We start from the raw sequence: 21,758 nt of genomic DNA, 5'->3' as shown, positions 1-21,758 counted from the left end.
TCGATCGCACCGAGGTACTCCTGACGCAAGCAGGCGGCACCGTCGAAGTTGATGTGATGCAGCGCCAGTCGCAAGCAACCTCACCGTCTGGCCCGAGGGCTTCGCCCATGAGGTGGCCGACGTCGTCACGGCCGAGGGCCCCGGCGCCGAGCCGAGCATTCTGCTGCACGCTGCCGCGATTGCGAGGCACGTCCCGCCTCTGCGGTCGGCATAGGACCGGCTCCGGGCCGGCAGGCCGGGGACCGTCCGAGCACGCCGACGAGCAGCTCGCACACGGCGGGCGACGCGTTCCGAGCGATTACTCACCGTGTCCTGGATGGCAAGCGGCTCGTGAATGCACGACACCGGAAGGCGTGCGCCCATATGGCGCGTTTGCATATAACCCGCGCCTGCAAGTATTGTTGCCGGGGTAAGCGACCGACACACACCCCGGCGCCCGGACGACGCGGTGATTCGCCCTGGCGCGACTCGCCGGACGAATGACTCCGTCTTCGCTGTTCCGTGCGGTCCCCCACCACTCAGCAACTGATTGAGGTCCCCCCATGGGCATCCGCTCCCTGCTCCCCGGCCGCATCGGCTTCGGTACCGCTCCCCTCGGCAACATGTTCCGCGCCATCCCCGACGACGAGGCCGCCGCCACGGTGCAGGCCGCGTGGGACCAGGGCATCCGGTACTTCGACACAGCACCGCTGTACGGCGCGGGCCTCGCGGAGATACGCCTCGGTGACGTCCTTGCGCAGCAGCCCCGCGACGAGTTCGTCCTGTCGACCAAGGTCGGGCGGGTCATCCTCGACGAGGTCGAGGACCCCGCAAGCCGTGAACTCGGCGAGAAGGGAGCCCTGTTCGAGCACGGGCGTCCCAACAAGATCGTGAACGACTACAGCGCCGACGCCACCCTGCGCTCCGTCGAGGACAGCCTGAAGCGGCTGAGGACGGACCGGCTGGACATCGTCTGGGTCCACGATGTCGCCCAGGACTTCTACGGCGACGAGTGGGTCAATGTCTATGAGAGTGCCCGCACCGGCGCCTTCCGCGCACTGACACGGCTCAAGGACGAGGGCGTCATCAAGGCCTGGGGCCTCGGCGTCAACAAGGTCGAGCCGCTGGAGATGACGCTGGATCTGGACGAGCCGCGGCCCGACGCATTCCTGCTGGCCGGACGCTACACGCTGCTCGACCATGGAAGGGCCCTGCAGCGGCTGCTCCCCGCCGCGGTCGCGCAGGGCGTCGACATAGTCGTGGGCGGTCCTTACAGCTCCGGCATTCTCGCGGGCGGCAGCCACTTCGAATACGCCGAGGCGCCTGCTGCCGTCATCGACAAGGTCGGCCGTATCAAGGCACTCGCCGGGGAGAACGGCATCGGCATCAAGTCCGCCGCCCTCCAGTTCGTGCTGGCCCACCCCGCTGTCGCCGCGGTCATCCCCGGCGCCACCCGGCCCGGCCGCATCGCCGAGGACCTCGGCGCTCTCGCCCAGGACGTTCCGTACGCCTTCTGGAAGGCCCTGCGCGACCAGAAGATCATCGCTCGCGACGCGCCCGTACCCACCAGCTGAACCGACCGCATCCACCCCGCAAGGACACACCATGGCTTCCATCACCGTCACACTCGACATGCCGCACTCCGCCGGCCGGATCTGGCAACTCATCGGGGGCTTCGACTCCCTTCCCGACTGGCTGCCGTACATCACAGACAGCCGGCTGAGCGGCGGCGGACGGCTGCGCACGCTGACGAACGCCGATGGCGGCGTCATCGTCGAACGTCTCGAAGCCTTTGACGAGGCCACTCGCACGTACCGCTACTCCATCGCGCAGGCGCCGTTTCCCGTCACCGGCTATCTCTCGACGCTGCGGGTCATCGACCTGGGTCCGGAAGGTGCCCGGGTGGAATGGTCGGGCACGTTCACTCCGGACGGCACGAGCGACAGTGAGGCGACCGCTCTGTTCGAGGGCATCTATCGGGACGGTCTCGCGGCCCTCGCCGGGACGCTCGACGCCTGACCGAACGCCGGTCGCAGCCAGGGGAGTCGGGTGCCTGCCCGGTACGGGATGCGGCGGGCCGGCCCGACTTCGGCGCGCTTGTGTCATCAGGAACACCGCCTTGCGGAACGGAACCCGCCGACTCCGCGCGCGGCGTCGGGCGCCGTCGGCGAGCGATCGTACGATCGCCGCATGCAGCCGATCGCGCACTCCATGCGCTTGCTGACCGCCGGCGCAGTCGCCGCCGCCGTCTTCCTCGCAGGCACGAACGCTGCCGCCGCCCCGTCGCCGGTGGCTCCCGTTGCCGGAGCGAGCCGGAGCGGATACGACCGGCTCCACCTGCTCGCCGATCTCTCGGCCCAGCGGCTTGCCACTGCGGCCCTGGTCGCCGCCGCCAAGTGGGGGACGGGTAGACCCATCGACGATCCGGCGCGGGAGCGGCAGGTCCTCGATGCGGTGGCCCGGCAGGCGCGCGAGGCGGGGGGTGAGCCGGGGGAGACCGTACGGATCTTCCACGAGCAGATCGAGGCGAACAAGCGGGTGCAGCGCGCGATGCACAGCCGCTGGGATACCGATCCCTCCGAGGCGCCGATGCTCCGCCCGGACCTCACCGAGGTGCGCGAGGAGATCAACCGGGTCAACGGCGAACTGGTGCGCGCGATCGCCGACTCGGTCTCCGTCCGGACGGGTGCTTCCTGCGATGGCATCCTGACTGCCGCCGAGGTGATCGTGCGGCGCCATCGCGGCCTCGATCGCCTTCACACCACGGCGCTGACGCACGCATTGGCATCCGTCTGCGCGTCGGCGTCTGTCGGCTAGTGGCTCATCTCGGTTTGTTGGCCGGGTAATTGATCCTCTACTCGTTGCGGGGCAGGCTGCTTCCAGGTCGTGATCGTGGAGGTGGTCGTGGGGCGTCGTCCGGGAGTGTTCGTCCGGCCCGTGAGCATGGAGGAGGGCCGTCGGCTGCAGCAGATCAGCCGGACCGCGAAGGACCCGGTGAAGTTGCGGCGGACGATCGTGGTGATGATGTCCGCCCAGGGCCAGTCGGTGCCGGACATCACCTCGTTGATGCAGGTCAGCGCCGACTATGTGCGCGATGTCATCCATGCCTTCAACGAACGGGAGTTCGAGGAGCTGGACCCAAAATGGAGTGAGGGACGCCCCAGGACGATCAGTGGCGAGGTGCGCGAGCACATCTGCCTGATCGCCCGGACGTCCCCCGCCGACTGGCGTATCACCGCCTTCTCCACCTGGAGCCTGACCAAGCTGGCCGAGCACCTGGTGAAACAGTCAATCGTCCCGGCGGTCGGCCGCGAGACCCTGCGGCGGATACTGCGCGAGGGCAAAGTCTCCTGGCAGTCGACCACCACCTGGAAATCCTCGAACGACCCGGACTTCATTGCCAAGATGCACCGGGTCCTGGCGCTGTACGATACGCCGCCGGCCGATGGCCGGGTGGTATGCGTGGACGAGTTCGGGCCGCTGAACCTGATGCCCCGCAAGGGCAAGGCGTGGCGTCCACGCCGCTCACCTCGCCGTCTGCGAGCCACCTACAACCGGTACGACGGGGTAATGCACATGCTCGCCGCCCTCGATCTGGCCACCGGCAAGCTGTACTACCGGATCCGGCCGCGCAAACGATGGCGCGAGTTCCTGGTCCTGCTCAAGGCCCTGCGGGCCCGCTGGCCCGGCGAGAAGCTGTACGTCGTCCTGGACAACTTCTCCCCGCACAAGCACGCCAATGTGCGGGCCTGGGCCGCGGCCAACGACGTCGAACGGGTCTTCCTGCCGACCTACGGATCATGGCTGAACTGGATCGAGTCCGAGTTCGCCGCCCTGCGCTACTTCGCCCTCAACGGCACCGACCACCGCAGCCACCACGAGCAGAACACCGCCATCGCCGCCTACATGCACTGGCACAACGCCCAGGCCGGGCCGAAGGCCAACTTCGCCCCGGGCTCACCCATCCGCACCTGGACCGAGTACCCGGCCAAGGCCGCCTGAAGGACCGTTACTCCTCCGGCAGTTCCACGATCACCAACGTGCCCCGGCTTCCGGGGCGGACCGTGTGTGCAGCTCCCGCCGCAACCATGAACAGCTCGCCCGCCCGTACCGACACCGGCATGCCGTCCACCTCCAGCTCCAGCCGGCCGTCGAGGACCAGCAGAGCCTCGGCGGCCCCATGGCTCTCTTCCTCGACCGGCAGCCCGTCCATGCGCAGTACCTTTACGCAGGCCGCCCCCACCATGCCCAGCCTGCGAGAGCTCCACGCCTCCGGCAGACCGGCCGCCGTCTCCGCAAGGTCGACCGCACTCATGGCACACCCCTCCTCACGGACCCGGTCGGTCATGCCGAACGGACCCGCACACAAAGATCAATGGATGCCCTGAAAGCTACCTGACCAGGAAAAACAAGTGGTCGACCGTTTGGCAAAGCCTGTCTCCGGGGACAGACCGAGGCCAACCCCCGGCCCACGCCAGAGGCTCATCCATTACCCGGCCAACGATCCGAGACGAGCCACTAGTGCGCATCTAGCCCTACGACCTGGCGTCCTCGGCGTGAACGCGCCGAGGTTCGGATTGCCGCGCGTATGTACGCCCGACGGCAGCCCGCCTTGGCGCTGCGCCATGTTCCCCGGCACGCTGGGGGAGATGGCCATGGTCTACGACCGGGCCCGCTGACCCGCCGGCCGGCGCACATCGCCGTCAGCAGGAATTGCCTACCGCCGTGGCCGGGAATGACGGAGACTCGACCCGTGGCTGACATGGGGTTGTTCCGGGAAGCCGTCACTGCGTGGGCAGCCGGCGGCTCCGATGAACCGGCACGCGAACTGGCCGCACGGCTCTCCGTACGGACAGCCGTCCTGCTGGAAGGACCGAGCGACGCCGCAGCCGTCAATGCCCTGGCCGCGAGATGCGGCCGGAACCTGGCGGCCGAGGGGATCTGTGTCCTGCCGATGGGCGGGGCGATGAGCGTCGGGCGCTACGCCCGCCTGCTCGGGCCGCCGGGGCTGGACCTTCGCCTCACGGGACTGTGTGACGAGGCGGAACGGCCTTACTACACACGCGGCTTGGAACGCGCAGATGCCGCAGAGCGGGAGTTCTTCGTCTGCGCGGCGGATCTGGAGGACGAGCTCATCCGCGCACTGGGCGTGAATCGGGTGAGGGAGCTCATCGAGGCCGAGGGTGACCTGCGCGCTCTTCAGACCTTTCTGCACCAGCCCGCCCAGCAGGGCCGCACCCCGCAGCAGCACTTGCGGCGATTTCTCGGTACGAAGAAGGGCCGCAAGATCCACTACGGCCGCGTCCTCGTCGAGGCACTCGACCCCGACCGGGTACCCGCCCCGCTCGACGGCTTGCTCGCCGGCCTCTGACCGCCGGGCGTCGTCCCGGAGGCCCCCTGGTGACCGCCGGCCCCGGTGGCCGGTGTCCGCACGCCCGGTCAGCTGTGGTGGGGGAGCGGGCCGGGCTGGCGGAACGGGCCGTCGAGGGCGGCCCATTGGAGCAGCATGATGGTCTTCGCGTCGACGATCGTGCCGTTGCGCACCATGGCCAGTGCCTCGTCGAACGGGAGCTCGACGGTGGTGATGTCCTCGCCCTCGGCAGCTACTCCGGTCGTGCCGGTCGGATTGTCCACCGGGTCGTACGGAGCGGCGTAGAAGTGCAGGCGCTCCGTGACGGAACCGGGGCTCATGTAGACGGCGAAGACGCGCTCGGGCGTGCCGATCACGTGGCCGGTCTCCTCGGCGGCTTCGCGGCGGATCGCCGCGTGCGGGCTGTCACCGTCGAGGAGGCCGGCGGCGGTCTCCAGGAGCATGCCGTCGGCGTGTCCATTGACGTAGGCGGGCAGACGGAACTGACGGGTGAGCAGCACGGTGCGGTGGTCTGTGCTGTGGAGCAGGATGGTCGCTCCGTCGCCACGGTCGTACGTCTCCCGCTGCTCCCGGCTGACGTGCCCGTCGGTGTGCTCGTAGTCGAAGGTGGTCTTGCGCAGGACGTACCAGTCGCAGGAGAGCACCTCCACGCTGCGGATCCGCACGCGGGGGTTGCCGGCCAAGCCGAGGCCGTGCCGGTCCAGGCCGGTGCGGCCACGGCGGTCGGGGGTGTCGAGGCCGGCGGTCATCGGGCGTCCGGTACGTCGGCGGGGTCGCTGTAGACGGCCTTGCCCTGGGCGCGGGCCTGGGCGACCATGCGGTCCGCTCCCTCGGACGGGCCGCCGATCCTAAGAACGGCGTCACACCGGCCTAGCAACTGCTCGGCAACCGGGTGGAAGATCTCGTCGAACAGCGGGTCGCCCGGCCGGGTGCTTCCTGCGATGTCCAGGAGCGGCAGGGCGAGCGCCTCGCCGGTGACGGGCAGGTGCCCGGCCCGGAAGAGCCGGAGGGCCGATTCGTTCATCGCGCGGACGTTGGCCTCCAGCTTGCGCGGGTCGTCTCCGGTGCCCGACCGATAGGGGCCGGCGACGAGGATCATCAGTGAACGGGGATCGGTGGCCATGACGGCACACTCCTCAATCGGGCTGGGTGGGGGCGGGGTTCAGGCCAGGACGGTCTCGACACCCGCTTCACGCAGGGCGTCCAGGGTCTGCGGACCGCTGGGATGCGTGCCGGCGCTACCGGCGGCCCGGTCGGTGACGAAACGGTGCACGGCGTCGAGTGGTGCCACCCGGCTGAAGGCCCGCACGCCGAGCTTGGTCGCGTCCGCCACCGCGATGGTGCGGTCGGCCCGGGCGAGCCCGGCCTGCTTGACGGCGGCGTCGTCCAGGGAGAACTCCGACCAGCCGTGCTCGGCGTGCACACCCCCGATGGACATGACGAAGCAGTCGAAGGCCAGGGAGTCCAGCGTGCGCAGCGCCAATGGGCCGACGAGGGACCGCTCACCGGGCCGGGAGCGCCCACCCACGACCAGGAGATCGATCCCGGGCCGGTCGGCCAGGCACACCGCGGCCTGAAGGCTCAGCACGGCGACCGTCAGCGGGGCCCGGGCCGCCAGGTGCTCGGCAACGTGCACCGTCGTGGTCCCCGCATCCAGCAACACCCGTGATCCCGGCTCCACCAACTCGGCCACAGCGCCACCCAGGCGGTCCTTCGTGGCGGCCTGCCACGGTTCTCGCGCGGAGAAGCCGGCGTCCTCGGCCCGGGAGCGCGTGGCCACGGCTCCGCCGTGAACGCGCCGCACCAGGCCCTGGTTCTCCAGGACGTCCAGATCCCTGCGCACGGTCATCTCCGACACGCCCAGGCGTTGCGAGAGCTCCGATACGGAGACCCGGTCGGAGCCCTGCACCAGTCGCAGGGTCAGGTCCAGACGGTTGGCGACACTCATGGCAACTTTCTACCACTAACGCGTTCGAATGAACAACAGTCTGATCGAATCGCGACACCCCCGCACCTCGTGCAACTCGCAGGTTGCGTCATCAGTCGCGTCGTGCAACTCTTGAGTTGCAAGTCAATGGCGGCAATGAAACGGAGACACCTCATGAGCGAGGACCGGATCGAACGCGAAACTCTGATCGAGGCATCCCTGGAGCGGGTCTGGTCACTGGTGGCCCAACCCGGCTTCTGGGTGGCCGACAAGGCGAGCCTGCCCGGCACCGTGGCAAGAGAAGGCGAATCAATGGTGGCGAAGCACGCCGAGCACGGAGACTTCCCGGTGCGCGTGGAGAAGGTCCAGCCGCCGACGTACCTGGCGTACCGCTGGACCAGTGCGTTCCCGGGAGAAGAGCTGCGCGAGGACAACAGCACCCTCGTGGAGTTCACATTGACCCAGGAGGGCGACCGTACGCGGCTGCGCGTCGTCGAGAGCGGGTTCGGGGCGCTGGCGGGATCCGAGGAACTGCGCAGTCAGAACCTCAAGGACCACAGTGGAGGCTGGCCCCTGGAGCTCGACGCGCTCAAGACGCGCGCCGAACAGCCCTCCACGTGACGGAGGAACAGCCCGGCGCCGCCGAGGCCGTCGGCACGGTCCTCGGCGCGCTCGCCGACCCGACGCGACGGCAGTTGCTCGATCTGCTCGCCTCGCGGGGCGAGGCCACCGCGACGACGCTCGCCGAACGGCTGCCCGTCTCGCGGCAGGCGGTGGTCAAGCACCTCGCCGTCCTGGACGCCGCCGGGCTGGTCTCCGGCACCCGGGTCGGACGAGAGGTGCGGTACGCGGTACGGCCCGCGGCGCTCGACGCGACGGCGCGGTGGATGGCCTCACTCGCGGCCGACTGGGACCGGCGGCTGGCGCACATCAAGCGCGTCGCCGAAGGGGATGGGCGGGACCCGCGTACGGCGCATCCCGACTGAAGCGGAATGCACGCCCGGCCCGCGTCGACCGAAGGGGGGTGGACGCGCGGAACGCGGGCGGGGCGGCACTCCGCGGCGCCTGCCGGCCGGCCCGGTCCGGGCGCCCCGGCGACCTGCGCCGATGGGTATTCGAGCGCAGGGACGGCCGCATGGGCGAGGGTGGGAATGCACCGAGTGGGCGTTCATGGTCGTGACTCTGTTTCATATACATGTCATTGACGTGAACATGACTTCCCTCTATGGTCCGTAGAAAGCGCTTGTGCGGGTCACTTGGAGCCCCTCTCCGTGTGACCTGTTCATGAACTCGAACAGACACGTTGCCACGACCGAAGCCTCGACAGAAGGGGAGCGTCCCACGTTCCTTTGACACGGCCGCGGTCTCGCTCATGTCGGAATCGTCATCCACGCAGCACGGTTGCCCGGTCCGCCGCCCCACCCAGAGGCGGACCGCCGCGTGACCTCGCTGCGTCTCGTCGCACGAACTCGTCGAACGAACCAACCCCACCTGGAGTCGAACGATGCAGATCAAACCCGTCATCGCATGCGTCAGCCTGCTGGCCGGCTCGCTTGCCGCCGTGTCAGGCGTGACCGCTCAGGCCGCACCTCCTCTGCAGCGGGCAGGAGGATCTCCCGCCGTCTGCACCAGTTCGGTAGCGGGCGGGGAGTCCTGCCTGCCCGGGGGCAGCGCCTTCGGCAGGCAGGCGGCGGCCACCTCCGTGCCGCTGGACGCCACCGCCCTCTACGTGGCGCCCGACGGCACCGACGACGCAGCCGGAACGGAGGCGGACCCCACGACGCTGGCCTCGGCGATCAGCCGCGTCACCTCCGGCGGGACGGTCTACCTGCGCGGCGGGACGTACCACTACGCGCAGACGGTCACCATTGCGCCGGGCAACGACGGCACGGCGAGTGCCCGCACGACCTTGGCCGCCTACCCGGGCGAGGCCCCGGTGCTGAACTTCTCCGAGATGAGCGAGGACCCGGCCAACCGGGGGCTCGCCGTGAACGGGGCCTTCTGGCACATCAAGGGGGTCACCGTCGAGCACGCCGGCGACAACGGGATCTTCGTCGGGGGCAGCAACAACATCATCGAACGCGTCGTGACGCGCTTCAACCACGACTCGGGGCTGCAGATCTCACGGATCGCCTCGACCACTCCGGACGACGAGTGGCCCGCCGACAACCTCATCCTGAGTTCGGAGTCGCACGACAACGCCGACTCCGACGGTGAGGACGCCGACGGTTTCGCCTCGAAGCTCACCTCCGGCCCCGGGAACGTCTTCCGCTACACGGTGTCCCACAACAACATCGACGACGGCTGGGACCTCTACACCAAGAACGAAACGGGCCCCATCGGCCCCGTGACCATCGAGGACTCCCTCTCCTACAGCAACGGCACACTCTCGGACGGGACGGTGAACGCCGATGGCGACCGCAACGGCTTCAAGCTCGGCGGCGACGATATCGAGGTCGACCACGTCGTGCGCCGCAACATCGCCTACAACAACGGTCATCACGGATTCACGTACAACAGCAACCCCGGCTCGATGACGGTGTCGGACAACGTCGGCATAGACAACGAGGAACGCAACTTCTCCTTCGACAAGGGCACTTCCGTCTACCGGAACAACACCTCCTGCCGCAGCGGCAGCGGGTCGAATGACAAGACGGTCGGTGACGCCGACAGCTCGAACCAGTTCTGGACCGGTTCGAACGGCTCCCGGTGTTCCTCGTACGGCGGCGCCCTGGGCTGGTCGTTCGCCGCGGACGGCCGTCTCGTCGTGACGTTCGGCGGCACCGTGGTGACGCCGTAACCGACCGACCGCCGGTGACGCCCGCTCAGGGAAGCGGGCCCCGGGGCCGGAGACCGCACATGTGGACCCACGGTCCGCCGTGCGCCGGCCACCGGCGGCCCGTGCCGAGCGGGCACGCCCCCGGAAGAGATCTGTCGGCGAGACGGAACCGGCGGAACGACGACCGGTTCGGGCGGGGACAACCGAACTTCGCCCTTCATCAAGTGCGGGCACATCTTCGGCGGGCGTTCAGCGCAGGATGCCGAGCTGCCGGGCAGCCGTCAGCCAGGACGGAAACTCCGACAGGAGCCGGTCGTACAGCTCCGCGTCAGGCACCTTCTCGATGTCGTCCGCGGCGAAGAAGCCGACGTTGTCGACCCGGCGGCCGGGCAGGGTGTCGAAGCGTTCCAGTACGCCGTACTGCGACCGGCCGAGTCCGATGAACTGCCAGAAGACCGGCTCCTCCACCGCCGCACGCAGTTCGCGCTCGATCTCGTCGTTGCGGTACACACCTCCGTCCGAGAAGAACAGGACCAGGGTCGGGTCGGGCACCGGATTGTCGCGCACGTACGCGCGCACTTCGGCAATGACCTTCTGCTCCTCGTTCTGGATACCGACCGCTCGCATGTCGACCTGCCCGGGGCGGAGCCCCTTCGGCGGCTTCTTGCGGCCGAAGAGGCTGACCTGTCCCACGCGCACGTGCAGGGCCAGCCATTCGGGCAGTTCACCGACCACGAGGTCGGGCAACCGGGCGGGGTTGCTGGCGAACGTCCACGCCTGCATCTCCCCGTCGTCGTCGAGCTGTGCAGCGACGGCCGCCATCCGCTCGGTGACGCCCGCGACGGTGCCGCGTGTGTAGAGGCCGCTCATCGATCCGGACGCGTCGAGAACGAGGATGACACGTGCGGTCAGCTTGGTCAGACCGTGCTTGGTCAGGCTGACCGCGACCTGTTGTTTGCGGAGCGACAGGCGCTTGCGCATGTCGACCGGCAGGTGCTCCTCGCCCTTGGTGAGCCGGATCGAGGGCTCGCCCCGGCCGGCCGCGGAGCCGGCGGCAGAGGGGGGCTGGACAGCGGACGGCGCGGTGGCGGGGCGCTGTGGCACCCGGGCGGGGACGGGCGGGGGAGCGGCCGCAGGCTGCTCCGCGTCGACGCTGATGCCGAAGTCCGTCGCCAGCCCGGCCAGCCCGTCCGCGTACCCCTGGCCGACAGCCCGGAACTTCCACCCGCCGTCGCGCCGGTAGAGCTCACCGCTCACATAAGCGGTCTCCGAGCCGGCCTCCATGTCGAAGCGGGCCAACTCGGCACCGGAGGCGGCATCGAACAGCCGCAGATGAAGGCCGGGCACCTGCCCGAAGGTCCCACCCTCGACCGAAGCGCACAGGGCGACCCGTTCGATGTCCTGTCCCAGTGTGCCGAGACCGACGTCCAGCGAGTCGGCTCCGACCTGCTTGCCGAGGTGACGCACAGCACCGGAAGCATGTTGCGGCTGGTTGTAGAAGACGAAGTCGCCGTCGGAACGGACCCGTCCGCTGCTGGTCAGCAGCAGTGCGGAAGCATCCACATCCGGCACGCCGGGCCCGGGGGACCAGCCCAGGACAGCTCTGATGGTGGATGCCGTCACCGCCATGTTGGCGCCCTTGCTCAGTGTCGTCACAAGGACAGTCTGCCTGCCGCCGGTACGTATGGCCCCTGGAGACCGGGATCTGACGGGCCGACAACCCCCGGTCCGTCGGATCCCGATGCCGTTGCGCGTTGCCGGCGGGCCGTGAATCGGCTTGCCTTCCGCTCGGCTGCCTTCCGCTCGGCGACGGCAGCCCGGCGACACGGCTCGGCGACACGGCTCAGCGCGGTGCGACCCCGCCGGGGTGGACGTTCCCGGCAGGGAGTGCCGACCGGGCCGGCGCCGTGCTCCTCATCCGTGCCGCAGGCTCGTGATCAGGTCGCGTGGCAGCCCGTGGGTGTCGTGAAGGTAGTGGAGATCCTCCTCGGTGAGACGGCCTCGGAACCGGGGCCGGGCGAGCACCTGCCGGCCGCGCTCCATGAGGCGGCCGAACCGTTGCTCCTCGTCATGCAGAACAGGACGTACGTCTGCCGGAGACATGTCCTGCCGGAAGTGGTCCAGGGTGTGCTGGACCAGGCCGTCCGGCAGGTCGCCGAAACTGTACGAGGGATCTTCCCGCCACAACACGGTGAGGACCCGTCGTAGCAGGCGGCGCAGTACGTAGCCCCGTCCGGTGCCGGCCGGGCGCACGCCGTCGCCCAGCATCACGACGGCTGAGCGCAGATGGTCGCAGACCAGACGCAGGGACGGTTCGTCCAGATGCCACAGGGGCGGAACGAGTCGGCGCCAGGGTTCGAAGATGTCGCCCTCGAACACGGACGACTTGCCCTGAAGCAGGGAGGCCAGCCGCTCCAGACCGAGTCCGGTGTCGATGTTGCGCTGGGGGAGAGGCACGAGGGAACCGTCGCCGAGCCGGCGGTGCCTCATCATGACGTGGTTCCACACCTCCACCCAGCGGTCGTCCTGCGTGGGTGTCGACTCGGGAGGGCAGTCACCGCTCCACAGGAAGATCTCCGAGTCGGGACCGCACGGTCCGACGGGCCCGTTGGACCACCAGTTGTCCTCGACGGTGAGCTCGACGGGGACACCGCGGTCCTGCCACAGCTCAAGGGAGGCATGATCCGGTTCGCACTGGCTGTCACCGGCGTAGACGGTAGCGTGCAGCAGACCGGGATCGACGCCCAGGCCCTCGGTGAGCAGCCCGTACCCCCAGTCGAGACTGAGCGGGCCTCCGTAGTCGCCCAGTGACCAGGTGCCGAGCATCTCGAAGACCGTCAGGTGAGTGGCGTCGCCGACCTCCTTCAGATCCGTCGTGCGCAGGCAGCGCTGAACGTTGACGAGCCGCCTGCCCAGCGGATGGGGGCTGCCCTCCAGGTACGGGGTGAGCGGGTGCATGCCGGAGGTGGTGAACAGGACGGGGTCGCCCGGTGGCGGCAGCAGTGTCGATCCGACGATCCTGCGATGGCCGCGCTCGTGGAAGTACTCGACGAACGTGCTGACCAGCTGTTCCGTATGCATGGGATGGCTCCTTCGCGTGACAGCGGGGGAGGCACCGGAGAACGGGACCGTTCAGTCGTCCGGCCGGGGCGAGAAGGCTCCACGGCGCTACCGACGGACCGTTTCCGGTCGCCGGGGGAGGGAAGGTCAGACGGCGGCAACCGGCGAGGTGGTCGCTCGCGCGGTCGCGGTGTTGATTGAGCCGGTGACGTTCATACGAACGATTTTATCGTGGCCTGCGCGCCGAAGCACACGAATTTGATCGCGATGACCCGCATCGCCGTCAGGCATCGGCTGGGTACCGCCGTTCGACACCGGCTCGGTGGCCGAGGCCACGGCCGAAGTACCCGCATGGGCCCGGCCCCCGGGACGACGCCGGTCCGAAGCTGCTGGTCGCGGACGGCCGGAGCGGGAATGTGCGTGGCCGCAGAGTTCGCCCTCCCGGTATGGTCCGGTCTCCCGCCCGCGCAGCAGCGGCACGTTCAGAGAGCGACGCAGATGACCAGCAGGCAGGCAACGACCACCCTTTGGCGCCCCACCGGACCCAAGGAGCTGGATCTGGTCCGGGAACTCAACTGGCGCGCCTGGCCGCCCAGGCTGCCCGAGCAGCCGATCTTCTACCCGGTCCTCAACGAGGACTACGCGGTCAGGATCGCGCGGGACTGGAACGTGAAGCATGACGGCGCCGGATTCGTCACTCGTTTCGAGGTCGAGTCGGAGTTCCTGAGCCGATATCCCGTCCAGCAGGCCGGCGGCCGGACGATCCTCGAACTCTGGGTTCCGGCCGAGGAGCTGGACGGCTTCAATGCCCACATCGTCGGCGAGATCCAGGTGGTGCACGAGTTCCGCCGAGGTGGGGAAGCTTGCTGACGGGCGGGTCCACTGCCCGGCGGAGAACGTGAAGGTGCCGCCGGCTGATTCACATCCGCCTGGCACGCTGGTCCGTCTGCAGAGGCGGACCGGTGATCAACCGTCATGGGCGGTGCAGGCGGGCGGGCACGCCGCACAGCACCGGCCCACAGCCGGCCGGGGTTCCGAAGAACCGTCACCAGGGATCCCGGGGATCCCGGTGCCGAGGGGCCACGCCGTGATGTCGCGATAGAGGATCGGCCCACGGCTCCGGCCGTCGTTGCTGCCGACCAGGTGCAGACGCTCGGCAGCCCATCGACGGCCGGTGAATCCGGCGAGCCCTGCCGCGATCTCCCCGGCTGAGGACCGATCGCCCCGGCGGGCACGGGCCAGTGTCAGATGCGGCCGCAGCGGCCGCTCCTCGAACGCGACCCCGCAGCCCGTGACCGCGGTACGCACGTCGGCGGCGAGCCGGTGCAACTCGTCCAGGTCTCCGTCGATTCCGGTCCAGAGCACCCGGTCGTCGAAGTCCCCGCCGCCTCGCAGCGCCAGGCGAGGTGGCTGATGTGCCGCTGCGACGCCGGCGAGGGGCTGGTGAAGGAGGGGAACCATTTCGGCCGGCAGCTCGCCGAGGAACGCAAGGGTGATGTGCCAGTCCTCGATGCGGTTCCACCGCATGTCCGGGTGTGTGCCGTAGGCGGGGCGGAGTTCCCGGGCCAGTTCTTCCTTGGCCGGGTCGGGCGGGGCGAGGGCGATGAACACGCGAACGGTCGCGGGTTGTGCCGGTTCGTTCACATCGGACTCCGTACCGGATCCAGGCTGCTTGGCGCCGCAAGGGCAGGGGAAGGCGGACAAGGAGGCGGCGAACCGGGCGACTGCGGGCGCACGAACTGCCGGACAGCCACCGGTCGTAGCGGGTCCGGGGCGCCGCGCTTGCCGCCCGAAGTCAGGGGGACGGCGCATCGGTGCGGTAACGGAGGCCGTTGACGAGCAGGTTGATCATGCGCTGGGTGTAACCCTGGTCGTCCGGTGAGACGAGATCGCTGACGGCACGCAACAGGTCGTACGGGGGAATGTCGGCACGGATCCCGCCGGACGAGGCGGCACTGCCCAGCAACTCCGTCACGACGGGGAGGAAGCGCTGCTGGAAGTAGGCGGGCAGGCTTTCGTAGGCGGGGTCGCCGGAGTGCAGGGCGGCCTTGAGGCCGCGTTTGGCCGCGACGAACTGCGCGAAGCGCTCCAGCCATCGGGTGAGAGCCTCGACCGGTTCGTACTGCTCCGCGAGGACGGGGGCCGCCTCGGCGCAGGCGTCGACCTCGTGGCGGAAGACGGCGGTGATGAGGTCGGAGCGTTGCGGGAAGTGACGGTAGAGGGTGCCCGCGCCCACTCCGGCCCTTGCGGTGATCCGCCGCACGGGGGCGTCCACGCCGTCCGATGCGAAGACCTCGGCGGCCGCGGTCAGCAGGGCGTCGAGGTTGCGTTGGACGTCGGGCCGCACGCGGCGGGCAACCGGCTCCTCTGCGGGGCGATCAGGCATGGGGTGTCTTCCCTTTTGCGCTCCGGAACGATGTTCCGTATTGTGATTGCTGAACGGTGTTCCGGTTTCATTCTAGCCGGACCCGTGACCAGCAGCCCACGAAGGAGGAGAGCCACCCGGTTCCGCACGCCGGACGGGGCCGGTACAGAGGTCGGCCCATGCTGCCTCGGCGCCACCGTCTGCCCTGGGACCGATATCGGCACCCTCGGCGTGGCTTGCCGGCCGCCCTCACCGTGAGCGCCCGACGCCTGTGCCCCACCGCCGCCATCCGCGACGTGTCCCGACACCGCCCCACCCGGAGCCCGCGGACGCGGCCTCCGGAGAACCGGCCCCGATCCGTGGACACGACGCAGCGCGGCTCCGTTCACCCTTCTTGAGTTCCGAATTGAGTCCCGAAGTGGGTACCTCCATGTCCGAAACAGTTCTGTCCGCCGGGAAAGCCGACACCGGCCCCGACCCGAAGCGCTGGAGAGCGCTGATCTTCATAGCCCTGGCGCAGCTGATGGTCGTGCTCGACGCGACCATCGTGAACATCGCGCTGCCTTCCGCCCAGCAGGACCTGGGGATCTCGGACGGCAACCGGCAGTGGGTCATCACCGCCTACGCCCTGGCCTTCGGTGGCCTCCTGCTCTTCGGCGGCCGTATCGCCGACCTCTGGGGCCGGAAGCGGGCCTTTCTCGTCGGCCTGACCGGCTTCGCCACCGCCTCCGTGCTCGGCGGCGCCGCCCAGGGCGAAGCCATGATGCTCGGCGCCCGTGCGCTGCAGGGAGCCTTCGGCGCGCTGCTCGCACCCGCCGCGCTCTCGCTGCTCGCGGTGACGTTCACAGAGGCCAGGGAGCGCGCCAAGGCGTTCGGCATCTACGGTGCGATCGCCGGTGGCGGCGGTGCTGTGGGCTTCATCCTCGGTGGCACCCTGACCGAGTACCTGAACTGGCGCTGGACCTTCTTCGTCAACGTTCCCTTCGCGATCGTCGCGGCCCTGGGCGCGTACTTCGTGATCCGTGAGCCGGCCGGTGGCCGTAACCGCTCGCCGCTCGACATCCCCGGCGTCGTGCTCTCCAGCCTCGGACTGGTCGCCCTGGTCTACGGCTTCACCCACGCCGAGTCGGCCGGCTGGTCCGACGCACTGACGATCGGCACGTTCGTCGCCTCCGCGGTGCTGCTCGGCGCGTTCCTGATCACCGAGGCCAGGGTCAAGGCGCCGCTGCTGCCGCTGCGCGTGCCGGCCAACCGGAACCGTGGCGGTGTCTACCTTTCGCTCGGCCTCGCCGTCATCGCGATGTTCGGCACCTTCCTCTTCCTCACCTACTACCTTCAGATCGTCCAGGGCTACTCGCCGATCAGGACCGGCCTGGCCTTCCTGCCGATGGTCGCCGGAATGATCACAGGCTCCACCCAGATCGGCGCCCGGCTGATGACCAGGATTCCCCCGCGACTGCTCATGGGCCCGGGCTTCCTGACCGCCGCGGCCGGAATGCTGTTCCTGACGCGGATGGACATCGGCAGCTCGTACGCCGGTCTGGTGCTTCCGGGGCTGCTGCTGCTCGGCCTCGGCATGGGCACGGCTTTCATGCCCGCGATGTCGCTCGCCACCCACGGCGTCGAGCCGCGTGACGCCGGCGTCGCCTCCGCGATGGTCAACACCTCGCAGCAGGTGGGCGGCGCCATCGGTACAGCGCTCCTGAACACCATCGCAGCCTCGGCCACGACCGCCTACCTCGCCGCGCACGCCGCGGACGCGACCACTCCGGCCGCACGGAAACTGGTCCAGGCGCGAGCCATGGTGGACGGCTACTCCAGCGCGACCTGGTGGGCGGTCGGCATCCTGGTCCTTGCCGCGGGCATCGCCCTGACCATGATCAACGCCGGTCACCAGGGAGGCCCCGCAGCTGCCTCACGTGCCACGGACGGCAGCCAGGACGAGGTGAGGATCCCGGTCACCGCACACTGAACCGCAGGACGATTCCATGGAATCCACCGTGCCGGAAGGCCTCGGCCGGCATGCTTGCCGAGGCCGTCCGGCTACGTCTGCGGCGGCGGTTTGAGAGCTGCGTAGGTGCCCGCGCCGCCCGCCAGCAGAATGACGCAGCCCGTGAAGATCAGCCCGGCCTCGCGCAGACCGAGCCATGTGGCCAAGGCGCCGACTCCGACCACCGGCACCGAGATTCCGGTGTACGCCACGACGAAGAAGGCCGAAATGGTGCCGCCCCGGTGCGCGGCCGGAGCGGCGTCGCTGACCAGAGTCAGTGCCGCGCGAAAGGACAGACCCTGGCCCGTGCCTCCGCACAGAGCGCCGAGGACGAGCAGCGGCAGGGATTCCGCGATCAGTGACGATGCCACCAGCAGCAGACCGGCGACGAGCGCACCGCACCCGAGAGGCAGCGCAAGGCGCGCGCCGATCCGCCGGGTGAGCAACTGCCCGGCAGTCGAGGCCAGAAAGACGGAGAACACGATGGCTCCGGTAACAGCCAGGTTGTCCACGCCCAGCGTCTGCGTAGCGAAGCTCGGCGCGACCGCGGTGAACAGTCCGAGTAGCGCGAAGCCGGCGAACGCAGCCAGGGAGGCGCGTGCGAACACACCCTTCACCTCGTCCGGCACGGCTACGCCCTGAGGCGCCGGACGTGGCCAGCGCCGAGGCCGGGCCACGGTCTCCGGCAGACACCAGGTGATCCCGCACGCCACGGTCACCAGGCCCAGGTGAACCCAGAAGGGCAGCATCAGCGGCCACGGTGAGTATTCGGCGAGGAAGCCGGAGAGCAGCGGCCCGCAGCCCAGTCCTCCCATGTTCGCGGCCGTGGCGGCGAACCCGGCCCGCGCCTTCTGCCCGGGGCGGGCGAGCTCCAGGACCGCCGCCGTCGCCGCGCCGCTCAGCAGGCCGGCCGCGCCGCCGGACAGGAGGCGGCCGGCGAAGAGCAGCGGCAGCCCGCTCTCCAGCAGGAAGCATCCCGCGCTTGCTGCCGACAGCGCCATGGCGCACAGGAGCACGGGTCTGCGGCCTACCGTGTCGGAGTAGTTGCCCACCAGCATCAGTACGGAGATCACTGCCAGGGCATAGGCGGCGAACACGACGGTCACCATCAGCTCGGAGAAGCCGATCTGCTGCTGATAGAGCCCGTACAGGGGAGTGGGCAGTGTAGTTCCGGCCATCCCAATGGCGAACACCACAGCCGCCGCCAGATAGCCGGGCCGCCGCCCGCCGCCTGTTCTCACCGCACCCTCACGAACGATCACCCACGTCACCCTACGATCGGCAACCCGCACCAACGGTGCTCGGCGCGAGGCGCCGCCGGGGTGAGTCGTGGCCGGCTACGGGGTGCGTACGCGGGCACAGGTCCCCGCGTACGCGTCCCAGCCCTCGTTCGTACGTGCTTGAGCAAGGTCGGCCGGGCGGACGGCCTCGGCAGTCGGACGCTCAGCGGCCGGCCCGCAGTGCGTGGAGCAGCATCGGAAGTGAGGAGTGCAACTCGCGCTGCCAGTAAGCCCAGCCGTGGGTCCCGGGTCCGTAGAAGTGGGTGGTCACCTGCCGTGCGCCAGTGCGTTCGAGCTCGCCCGCAAGGGCATGGTTCTGCCTGTTGAAGTCCGCTTCGAGCGCACTCGTGCCGCCGGGCGGGTCCAGGGGGCCGGTGGTGCCGTCACCGCAGGACAGATAGACGGGGATGGACTTGAGGCGCTTGGCCAGATGGAACGGGTCGTGGGCCGCCCAGACATCGCGTTGCGCCACCGGATCGCCCCAGACCCTCAGCGGGTCGTTGCCCTGCCCGGCGAAGAACCCCATGATGCGGTTCACGGACTCGTCGTTGAGCAGCGGGTGCACGGAGCCCGAGTACGCCGCTGCCGCCTTGAACATTCCGGGGTGCCGGGCGGCGTACAGCAGAGCACCCTGGCCGCCCATCGAGAGTCCCGCCACGACGCGATTGCTGCTCGCTCCCCAGCCGTGTTCGAGGAGGAGACGCAACTCCTTGGTGTGGAAGGTCTCCCATGCCGGGTCGCTGCCCTGGCCGTAGTTCCACCAGTCGCTGTACCAGCCGTTCCAGCCGGCCTCGGGCATGACCACGAGGACGTCACGCAGGCTCTCGGTCCGTGCGACGTCGGTCTGACCGGTCCACGACGTGTAGTCCCCGCAGCAGCCGTGCAGCAGCCACAAGGTGGGCCAGTGCCGGCTCCGGTCGCCCGGGTCCCAGCCGTCGGGCGTGAGGAGCCGCACGTTCACCGTCCGGTCGCCGAGGGCCGGTGAACGGACCGACAGGTCGACCTGCCGATCGGCGACCTGAGTGGTCGCGACGACCTCGGCCTTCCGGGACGAGGCGTTCCCGCCCGCCGCCACGGCGGGTGAGAGCGCCGAGGCGGAAGCCGGAGCCACTGGGATCGACACCATCGTGAGCAGTAGTGCGGCAACAACGAGCAGGAGGCGGGCTCGTCGGATCGGGACGGCGGTCATGGCGACTCCTGGCAGTGAGTGGTCGCGGGCTGGGGCCTTGTCAGTTCCGGCCGGGCAGTATCAGCAGTGCGTCCCCGACAGGGCGTTCACCGGCCGCGTCTGACGGGTGGTTGATCACTTCTCCGTCGATCACCATGGTGGTCGACCCGCCGCCGTCGAAATTGACCGCGTCGCGCAGGCCGAGTGCCCGGGCGACGGCGGCACTCTCGGGGATGCTCAGTCCGAGCGCGTCCGTGCTGCGTCCGTCGGCCGTCACCAGTACGGTCCTGCCGGCGGCGTCCACCCCGGCCAGCGTGCGGGGATTACGCTTGTGCACCCAGCCGTAGTAGAAGCTGGCGTTGCCGGGCTGCACCATCCCGTCGGTCGCCGGTGTGACGTGCAGGGCTCCGTCGCGGACCAGTTCGGGGCCCCCGTTGAGGATGCTGGTCGCCGGTGACGGGGAGACCTGGTGGCCGTTGCCGTCCCGCAACGCCGTCTCGACGCGCAGGGGCCGGCCGACCTGTGCCAGGGCGGTCAGCTCGGCGACGCGGCTGCCGGTCGCCTGAACGGAACTGCCGCCGGCCGGCAAAGGTCCGCCGCGTGGTGAGCGCAACTCCAGTACCCGGTCCCGGGTGTCCAGTACGGCTTCGACGCCGTCGCCATGCGGGGTCTGACTGCCGTATCCGGGGGTGAAGGCAACGAGCTCGTCGTCGTCCGTGCAGGTCACGTCGTGCAGGGGGAGGGAGGTCGGAGTGTCGTCGTCGGTGCCACCGCAGTTCCTGATCAAGCCCGGAACACGGTCGATGCCGTCCAGCGGCCGCGACGCGTCGCGGCCGACGACTCGCCCCTTCCAGGTGAGCCGGGTGACACTGCTGTGGCGCCCGTCGTCGCGTATCACCAGGCCGGGGCGCCCGTTCACCGGCTCACTCAGCAGCCGGCCGTCGTAGACGCCGACGCCGGCCGGGTCACCCGGCGCTCCGGCTTTCGGGTCGAGGACGAAGAACCCGGCGTTGACCGCTGCGGTCGCACCGGCCGACGCCGCCAGCTCACCGGTCTTCTCGCGGTTCTCCAGATCAGGACCGTACGACGCCTTGAGCGCGCCGCGGAACCGGCCCGGGTCGATGGTGAGGACGTCGATCCGCCACGGGCCACGGTCTGCGGGGTTGCCATCCCAGCCGGTGTACACGGCGGATCCGGCGTACCCGGACTTCCTCAGCCGGGTGAGCTCGGCCGACGCGGCCGACTGCGAGTCGAATCGCCCGACCCGCACCCGCCACCCAAGTGATCCGCCGGCGTAGTCGGCGACGGCCGGAGTCGTGACGTTCTCCGTCCGGGCGTCGAAACCGTACCCTTGCACTGCCGCGGTGAGCTCGTCGGCGCTCGCCCGGTCCTTCAGCGCTGTCGGCGGCGCATCGGGGTCCGGCGAGGTGGCACCGCCGGGTATGGAAACCTCGACCGTCCACGCAAGCGCCGGGGCGTCGGCGCCGCGCACGATGCGCGTGAGTGTGACACCGGGCTGCAGTGTCCGCGTGCTGCGGGTCTCGGTCAGCCCGGCGGCTCCCAGCGGCAGGGCTCGCGCCGGCCCCGGACGCGGTTCGGAAGAGGCCGGTGCCGGCAAGGCACCCACCGAGGCCAACAGGGCCAGGACCGTTGACGCGCCGAGGACCTTGCTGTTCATGTACCCCCCTGGGAAAGATCCGCCACGCAAAGGTGCGTGTGCCGGCGGCCGTCAGTCAAGACGTGTTCACGACAATTGTGGTCGAACGAGAGGGGTGAACGGCGTGACTGTCGCTCCGATGAGTCCTTCGGCGGCAGCATCAGCGCGACGGCACCGACCTT

At 69.6% G+C, this 21,758-nt stretch carries 22 protein-coding genes; 10 read left to right on the top strand and 12 right to left on the bottom strand.

Annotated features, from left to right (window positions below):
- Positions 1-542: 542 nt before the first annotated feature.
- The 4 genes from ACIOEW_RS17325 to ACIOEW_RS17310 all read left to right on the top strand — a co-directional run bounded on the left by ACIOEW_RS17325 (position 543) and on the right by ACIOEW_RS17310 (position 3,981).
- Complete coding sequence (locus tag ACIOEW_RS17325) at positions 543-1,553, top strand: aldo/keto reductase (protein WP_362547247.1); 1,011 nt, start codon at positions 543-545, stop codon at positions 1,551-1,553.
- Between the two features lie 31 nt (positions 1,554-1,584).
- Positions 1,585-1,998 (top strand): SRPBCC family protein, encoded by a 414-nt coding sequence (locus tag ACIOEW_RS17320; protein ID WP_401964497.1) that lies wholly within the window; start codon positions 1,585-1,587, stop codon positions 1,996-1,998.
- 171 nt (positions 1,999-2,169) lie between these two features.
- Entirely contained in the window at positions 2,170-2,796 is a 627-nt protein-coding gene (gene aroQ, locus ACIOEW_RS17315; RefSeq protein ID WP_401964496.1) for a gamma subclass chorismate mutase AroQ, read from the top strand.
- 126 nt (positions 2,797-2,922) lie between these two features.
- The gene (locus ACIOEW_RS17310; protein WP_401964959.1) at positions 2,923-3,981 is read left to right on the top strand and encodes an IS630 family transposase; all 1,059 of its coding nucleotides are present in this window, start codon (positions 2,923-2,925) and stop codon (positions 3,979-3,981) included.
- A gap of 7 nt (positions 3,982-3,988) precedes the next feature.
- Here the strand turns inward: ACIOEW_RS17310 and ACIOEW_RS17305 are convergent, their stop codons facing one another.
- Positions 3,989-4,294, bottom strand: coding sequence for a cupin domain-containing protein (locus ACIOEW_RS17305; protein ID WP_093551975.1), 306 nt, complete (start codon positions 4,292-4,294; stop codon positions 3,989-3,991).
- 438 nt (positions 4,295-4,732) lie between these two features.
- Between ACIOEW_RS17305 and ACIOEW_RS17300 the strand changes: the two genes are divergently transcribed.
- Positions 4,733-5,350: a TOPRIM nucleotidyl transferase/hydrolase domain-containing protein gene (locus tag ACIOEW_RS17300; protein WP_401964495.1), complete on the top strand. Its 618-nt coding sequence runs from the start codon at positions 4,733-4,735 to the stop codon at positions 5,348-5,350.
- Positions 5,351-5,418: 68 nt separating this feature from the next.
- Here the strand turns inward: ACIOEW_RS17300 and ACIOEW_RS17295 are convergent, their stop codons facing one another.
- From ACIOEW_RS17295 to ACIOEW_RS17285, 3 genes are read right to left on the bottom strand one after another with little or no spacing between them, the layout of a single operon-like run.
- On the bottom strand, positions 5,419-6,099 hold the full coding sequence (locus ACIOEW_RS17295; protein ID WP_401964494.1) for an NUDIX domain-containing protein: 681 nt from the start codon (positions 6,097-6,099) through the stop codon (positions 5,419-5,421).
- The gene (locus ACIOEW_RS17290) at positions 6,096-6,473 is read right to left on the bottom strand and encodes a DUF4406 domain-containing protein (RefSeq protein ID WP_401964493.1); all 378 of its coding nucleotides are present in this window, start codon (positions 6,471-6,473) and stop codon (positions 6,096-6,098) included. The genes ACIOEW_RS17295 and ACIOEW_RS17290 overlap by 4 nt, the downstream gene beginning before the upstream one ends.
- A 39-nt stretch (positions 6,474-6,512) precedes the next feature.
- Positions 6,513-7,298, bottom strand: a complete 786-nt coding sequence (locus ACIOEW_RS17285; RefSeq protein WP_401964492.1) for a DeoR/GlpR family DNA-binding transcription regulator — start codon at positions 7,296-7,298, stop codon at positions 6,513-6,515.
- Positions 7,299-7,451: 153 nt separating this feature from the next.
- Here ACIOEW_RS17285 and ACIOEW_RS17280 point away from each other — a divergent pair, with 153 nt between their 5' ends.
- The 3 genes from ACIOEW_RS17280 (at position 7,452) to ACIOEW_RS17270 (ending at position 10,077) form a co-directional block, all read left to right on the top strand.
- The gene (locus ACIOEW_RS17280) at positions 7,452-7,898 is read left to right on the top strand and encodes an SRPBCC domain-containing protein (RefSeq protein ID WP_362547268.1); all 447 of its coding nucleotides are present in this window, start codon (positions 7,452-7,454) and stop codon (positions 7,896-7,898) included.
- Complete coding sequence (locus ACIOEW_RS17275) at positions 7,895-8,263, top strand: ArsR/SmtB family transcription factor (RefSeq protein WP_401964491.1); 369 nt, start codon at positions 7,895-7,897, stop codon at positions 8,261-8,263. The genes ACIOEW_RS17280 and ACIOEW_RS17275 overlap by 4 nt, the downstream gene beginning before the upstream one ends.
- 518 nt (positions 8,264-8,781) lie before the next feature.
- A complete protein-coding gene (locus ACIOEW_RS17270; protein ID WP_401964490.1) occupies positions 8,782-10,077 on the top strand; it encodes a right-handed parallel beta-helix repeat-containing protein in 1,296 nt (431 codons plus the stop codon).
- A gap of 228 nt (positions 10,078-10,305) precedes the next feature.
- Here the strand turns inward: ACIOEW_RS17270 and ACIOEW_RS17265 are convergent, their stop codons facing one another.
- The 3 genes from ACIOEW_RS17265 to ACIOEW_RS17255 form a co-directional block, all read right to left on the bottom strand.
- The gene (locus tag ACIOEW_RS17265) at positions 10,306-11,712 is read right to left on the bottom strand and encodes a VWA domain-containing protein (RefSeq protein ID WP_401964489.1); all 1,407 of its coding nucleotides are present in this window, start codon (positions 11,710-11,712) and stop codon (positions 10,306-10,308) included.
- A 258-nt stretch (positions 11,713-11,970) separates the two neighbouring features.
- Entirely contained in the window at positions 11,971-13,137 is a 1,167-nt protein-coding gene (locus ACIOEW_RS17260) for an alanine--tRNA ligase-related protein (protein WP_401964488.1), read from the bottom strand.
- A gap of 126 nt (positions 13,138-13,263) precedes the next feature.
- The gene (locus tag ACIOEW_RS17255; RefSeq protein ID WP_401964487.1) at positions 13,264-13,452 is read right to left on the bottom strand and encodes a hypothetical protein; all 189 of its coding nucleotides are present in this window, start codon (positions 13,450-13,452) and stop codon (positions 13,264-13,266) included.
- Between the two features lie 162 nt (positions 13,453-13,614).
- On the opposite strand from ACIOEW_RS17255, the gene ACIOEW_RS17250 reads away from it, so the two are divergent.
- Positions 13,615-13,986: a hypothetical protein gene (locus ACIOEW_RS17250; RefSeq protein ID WP_401964486.1), complete on the top strand. Its 372-nt coding sequence runs from the start codon at positions 13,615-13,617 to the stop codon at positions 13,984-13,986.
- A gap of 96 nt (positions 13,987-14,082) precedes the next feature.
- On the opposite strand, the gene thpR is transcribed toward ACIOEW_RS17250, so the two are convergent.
- Both thpR and ACIOEW_RS17240 read right to left on the bottom strand, forming a co-directional pair.
- The gene (gene thpR / locus ACIOEW_RS17245; protein ID WP_401964485.1) at positions 14,083-14,760 is read right to left on the bottom strand and encodes an RNA 2',3'-cyclic phosphodiesterase; all 678 of its coding nucleotides are present in this window, start codon (positions 14,758-14,760) and stop codon (positions 14,083-14,085) included.
- A gap of 151 nt (positions 14,761-14,911) precedes the next feature.
- Positions 14,912-15,502, bottom strand: coding sequence for a helix-turn-helix domain-containing protein (locus ACIOEW_RS17240; protein WP_362547292.1), 591 nt, complete (start codon positions 15,500-15,502; stop codon positions 14,912-14,914).
- A gap of 409 nt (positions 15,503-15,911) precedes the next feature.
- Between ACIOEW_RS17240 and ACIOEW_RS17235 the strand changes: the two genes are divergently transcribed.
- Positions 15,912-17,453, top strand: coding sequence for an MFS transporter (locus tag ACIOEW_RS17235; protein ID WP_401964484.1), 1,542 nt, complete (start codon positions 15,912-15,914; stop codon positions 17,451-17,453).
- A gap of 71 nt (positions 17,454-17,524) precedes the next feature.
- On the opposite strand, the gene ACIOEW_RS17230 is transcribed toward ACIOEW_RS17235, so the two are convergent.
- From ACIOEW_RS17230 to ACIOEW_RS17220, 3 genes are all read right to left on the bottom strand, one after another.
- Positions 17,525-18,730 carry an MFS transporter gene (locus ACIOEW_RS17230; protein ID WP_401964958.1) on the bottom strand — a complete coding sequence of 402 codons (1,206 nt, stop codon included), beginning with the start codon at positions 18,728-18,730 and terminating at the stop codon, positions 17,525-17,527.
- A 184-nt stretch (positions 18,731-18,914) separates the two neighbouring features.
- Positions 18,915-19,940 (bottom strand): alpha/beta hydrolase, encoded by a 1,026-nt coding sequence (locus tag ACIOEW_RS17225; RefSeq protein WP_401964483.1) that lies wholly within the window; start codon positions 19,938-19,940, stop codon positions 18,915-18,917.
- A 40-nt stretch (positions 19,941-19,980) separates the two neighbouring features.
- Entirely contained in the window at positions 19,981-21,597 is a 1,617-nt protein-coding gene (locus tag ACIOEW_RS17220) for a phosphodiester glycosidase family protein (protein ID WP_401964482.1), read from the bottom strand.
- Positions 21,598-21,758 lie beyond the last annotated feature (161 nt).

Origin of the sequence: Streptomyces sp. NPDC087901, assembly GCF_044742205.1 — a bacterium.
GTDB lineage: Bacteria > Actinomycetota > Actinomycetes > Streptomycetales > Streptomycetaceae > Streptomyces.
This window is presented reverse-complemented; position numbering and strand designations above follow the sequence as displayed.

Bases quoted from the DNA above. Each gene is read 5' to 3' on its own strand.
- aroQ (WP_401964496.1), top strand. From the start codon at position 2,170: ATGCAGCCGATCGCGCACTCCATGCGCTTGCTGACCGCCGGCGCAGTC.
- ACIOEW_RS17290 (WP_401964493.1), bottom strand. From the start codon at position 6,473: ATGGCCACCGATCCCCGTTCACTGATGATCCTCGTCGCCGGCCCCTAT.
- ACIOEW_RS17325 (WP_362547247.1), top strand. From the start codon at position 543: ATGGGCATCCGCTCCCTGCTCCCCGGCCGCATCGGCTTCGGTACCGCT.
- ACIOEW_RS17305 (WP_093551975.1), bottom strand. From the start codon at position 4,294: ATGAGTGCGGTCGACCTTGCGGAGACGGCGGCCGGTCTGCCGGAGGCG.
- ACIOEW_RS17260 (WP_401964488.1), bottom strand. From the start codon at position 13,137: ATGCATACGGAACAGCTGGTCAGCACGTTCGTCGAGTACTTCCACGAG.
- ACIOEW_RS17295 (WP_401964494.1), bottom strand. From the start codon at position 6,099: ATGACCGCCGGCCTCGACACCCCCGACCGCCGTGGCCGCACCGGCCTG.
- ACIOEW_RS17250 (WP_401964486.1), top strand. From the start codon at position 13,615: ATGACCAGCAGGCAGGCAACGACCACCCTTTGGCGCCCCACCGGACCC.
- ACIOEW_RS17285 (WP_401964492.1), bottom strand. From the start codon at position 7,298: ATGAGTGTCGCCAACCGTCTGGACCTGACCCTGCGACTGGTGCAGGGC.
- ACIOEW_RS17270 (WP_401964490.1), top strand. From the start codon at position 8,782: ATGCAGATCAAACCCGTCATCGCATGCGTCAGCCTGCTGGCCGGCTCG.
- ACIOEW_RS17240 (WP_362547292.1), bottom strand. From the start codon at position 15,502: ATGCCTGATCGCCCCGCAGAGGAGCCGGTTGCCCGCCGCGTGCGGCCC.
- ACIOEW_RS17320 (WP_401964497.1), top strand. From the start codon at position 1,585: ATGGCTTCCATCACCGTCACACTCGACATGCCGCACTCCGCCGGCCGG.
- ACIOEW_RS17310 (WP_401964959.1), top strand. From the start codon at position 2,923: ATGGAGGAGGGCCGTCGGCTGCAGCAGATCAGCCGGACCGCGAAGGAC.
- ACIOEW_RS17280 (WP_362547268.1), top strand. From the start codon at position 7,452: ATGAGCGAGGACCGGATCGAACGCGAAACTCTGATCGAGGCATCCCTG.
- ACIOEW_RS17220 (WP_401964482.1), bottom strand. From the start codon at position 21,597: ATGAACAGCAAGGTCCTCGGCGCGTCAACGGTCCTGGCCCTGTTGGCC.
- ACIOEW_RS17235 (WP_401964484.1), top strand. From the start codon at position 15,912: ATGTCCGAAACAGTTCTGTCCGCCGGGAAAGCCGACACCGGCCCCGAC.
- ACIOEW_RS17225 (WP_401964483.1), bottom strand. From the start codon at position 19,940: ATGACCGCCGTCCCGATCCGACGAGCCCGCCTCCTGCTCGTTGTTGCC.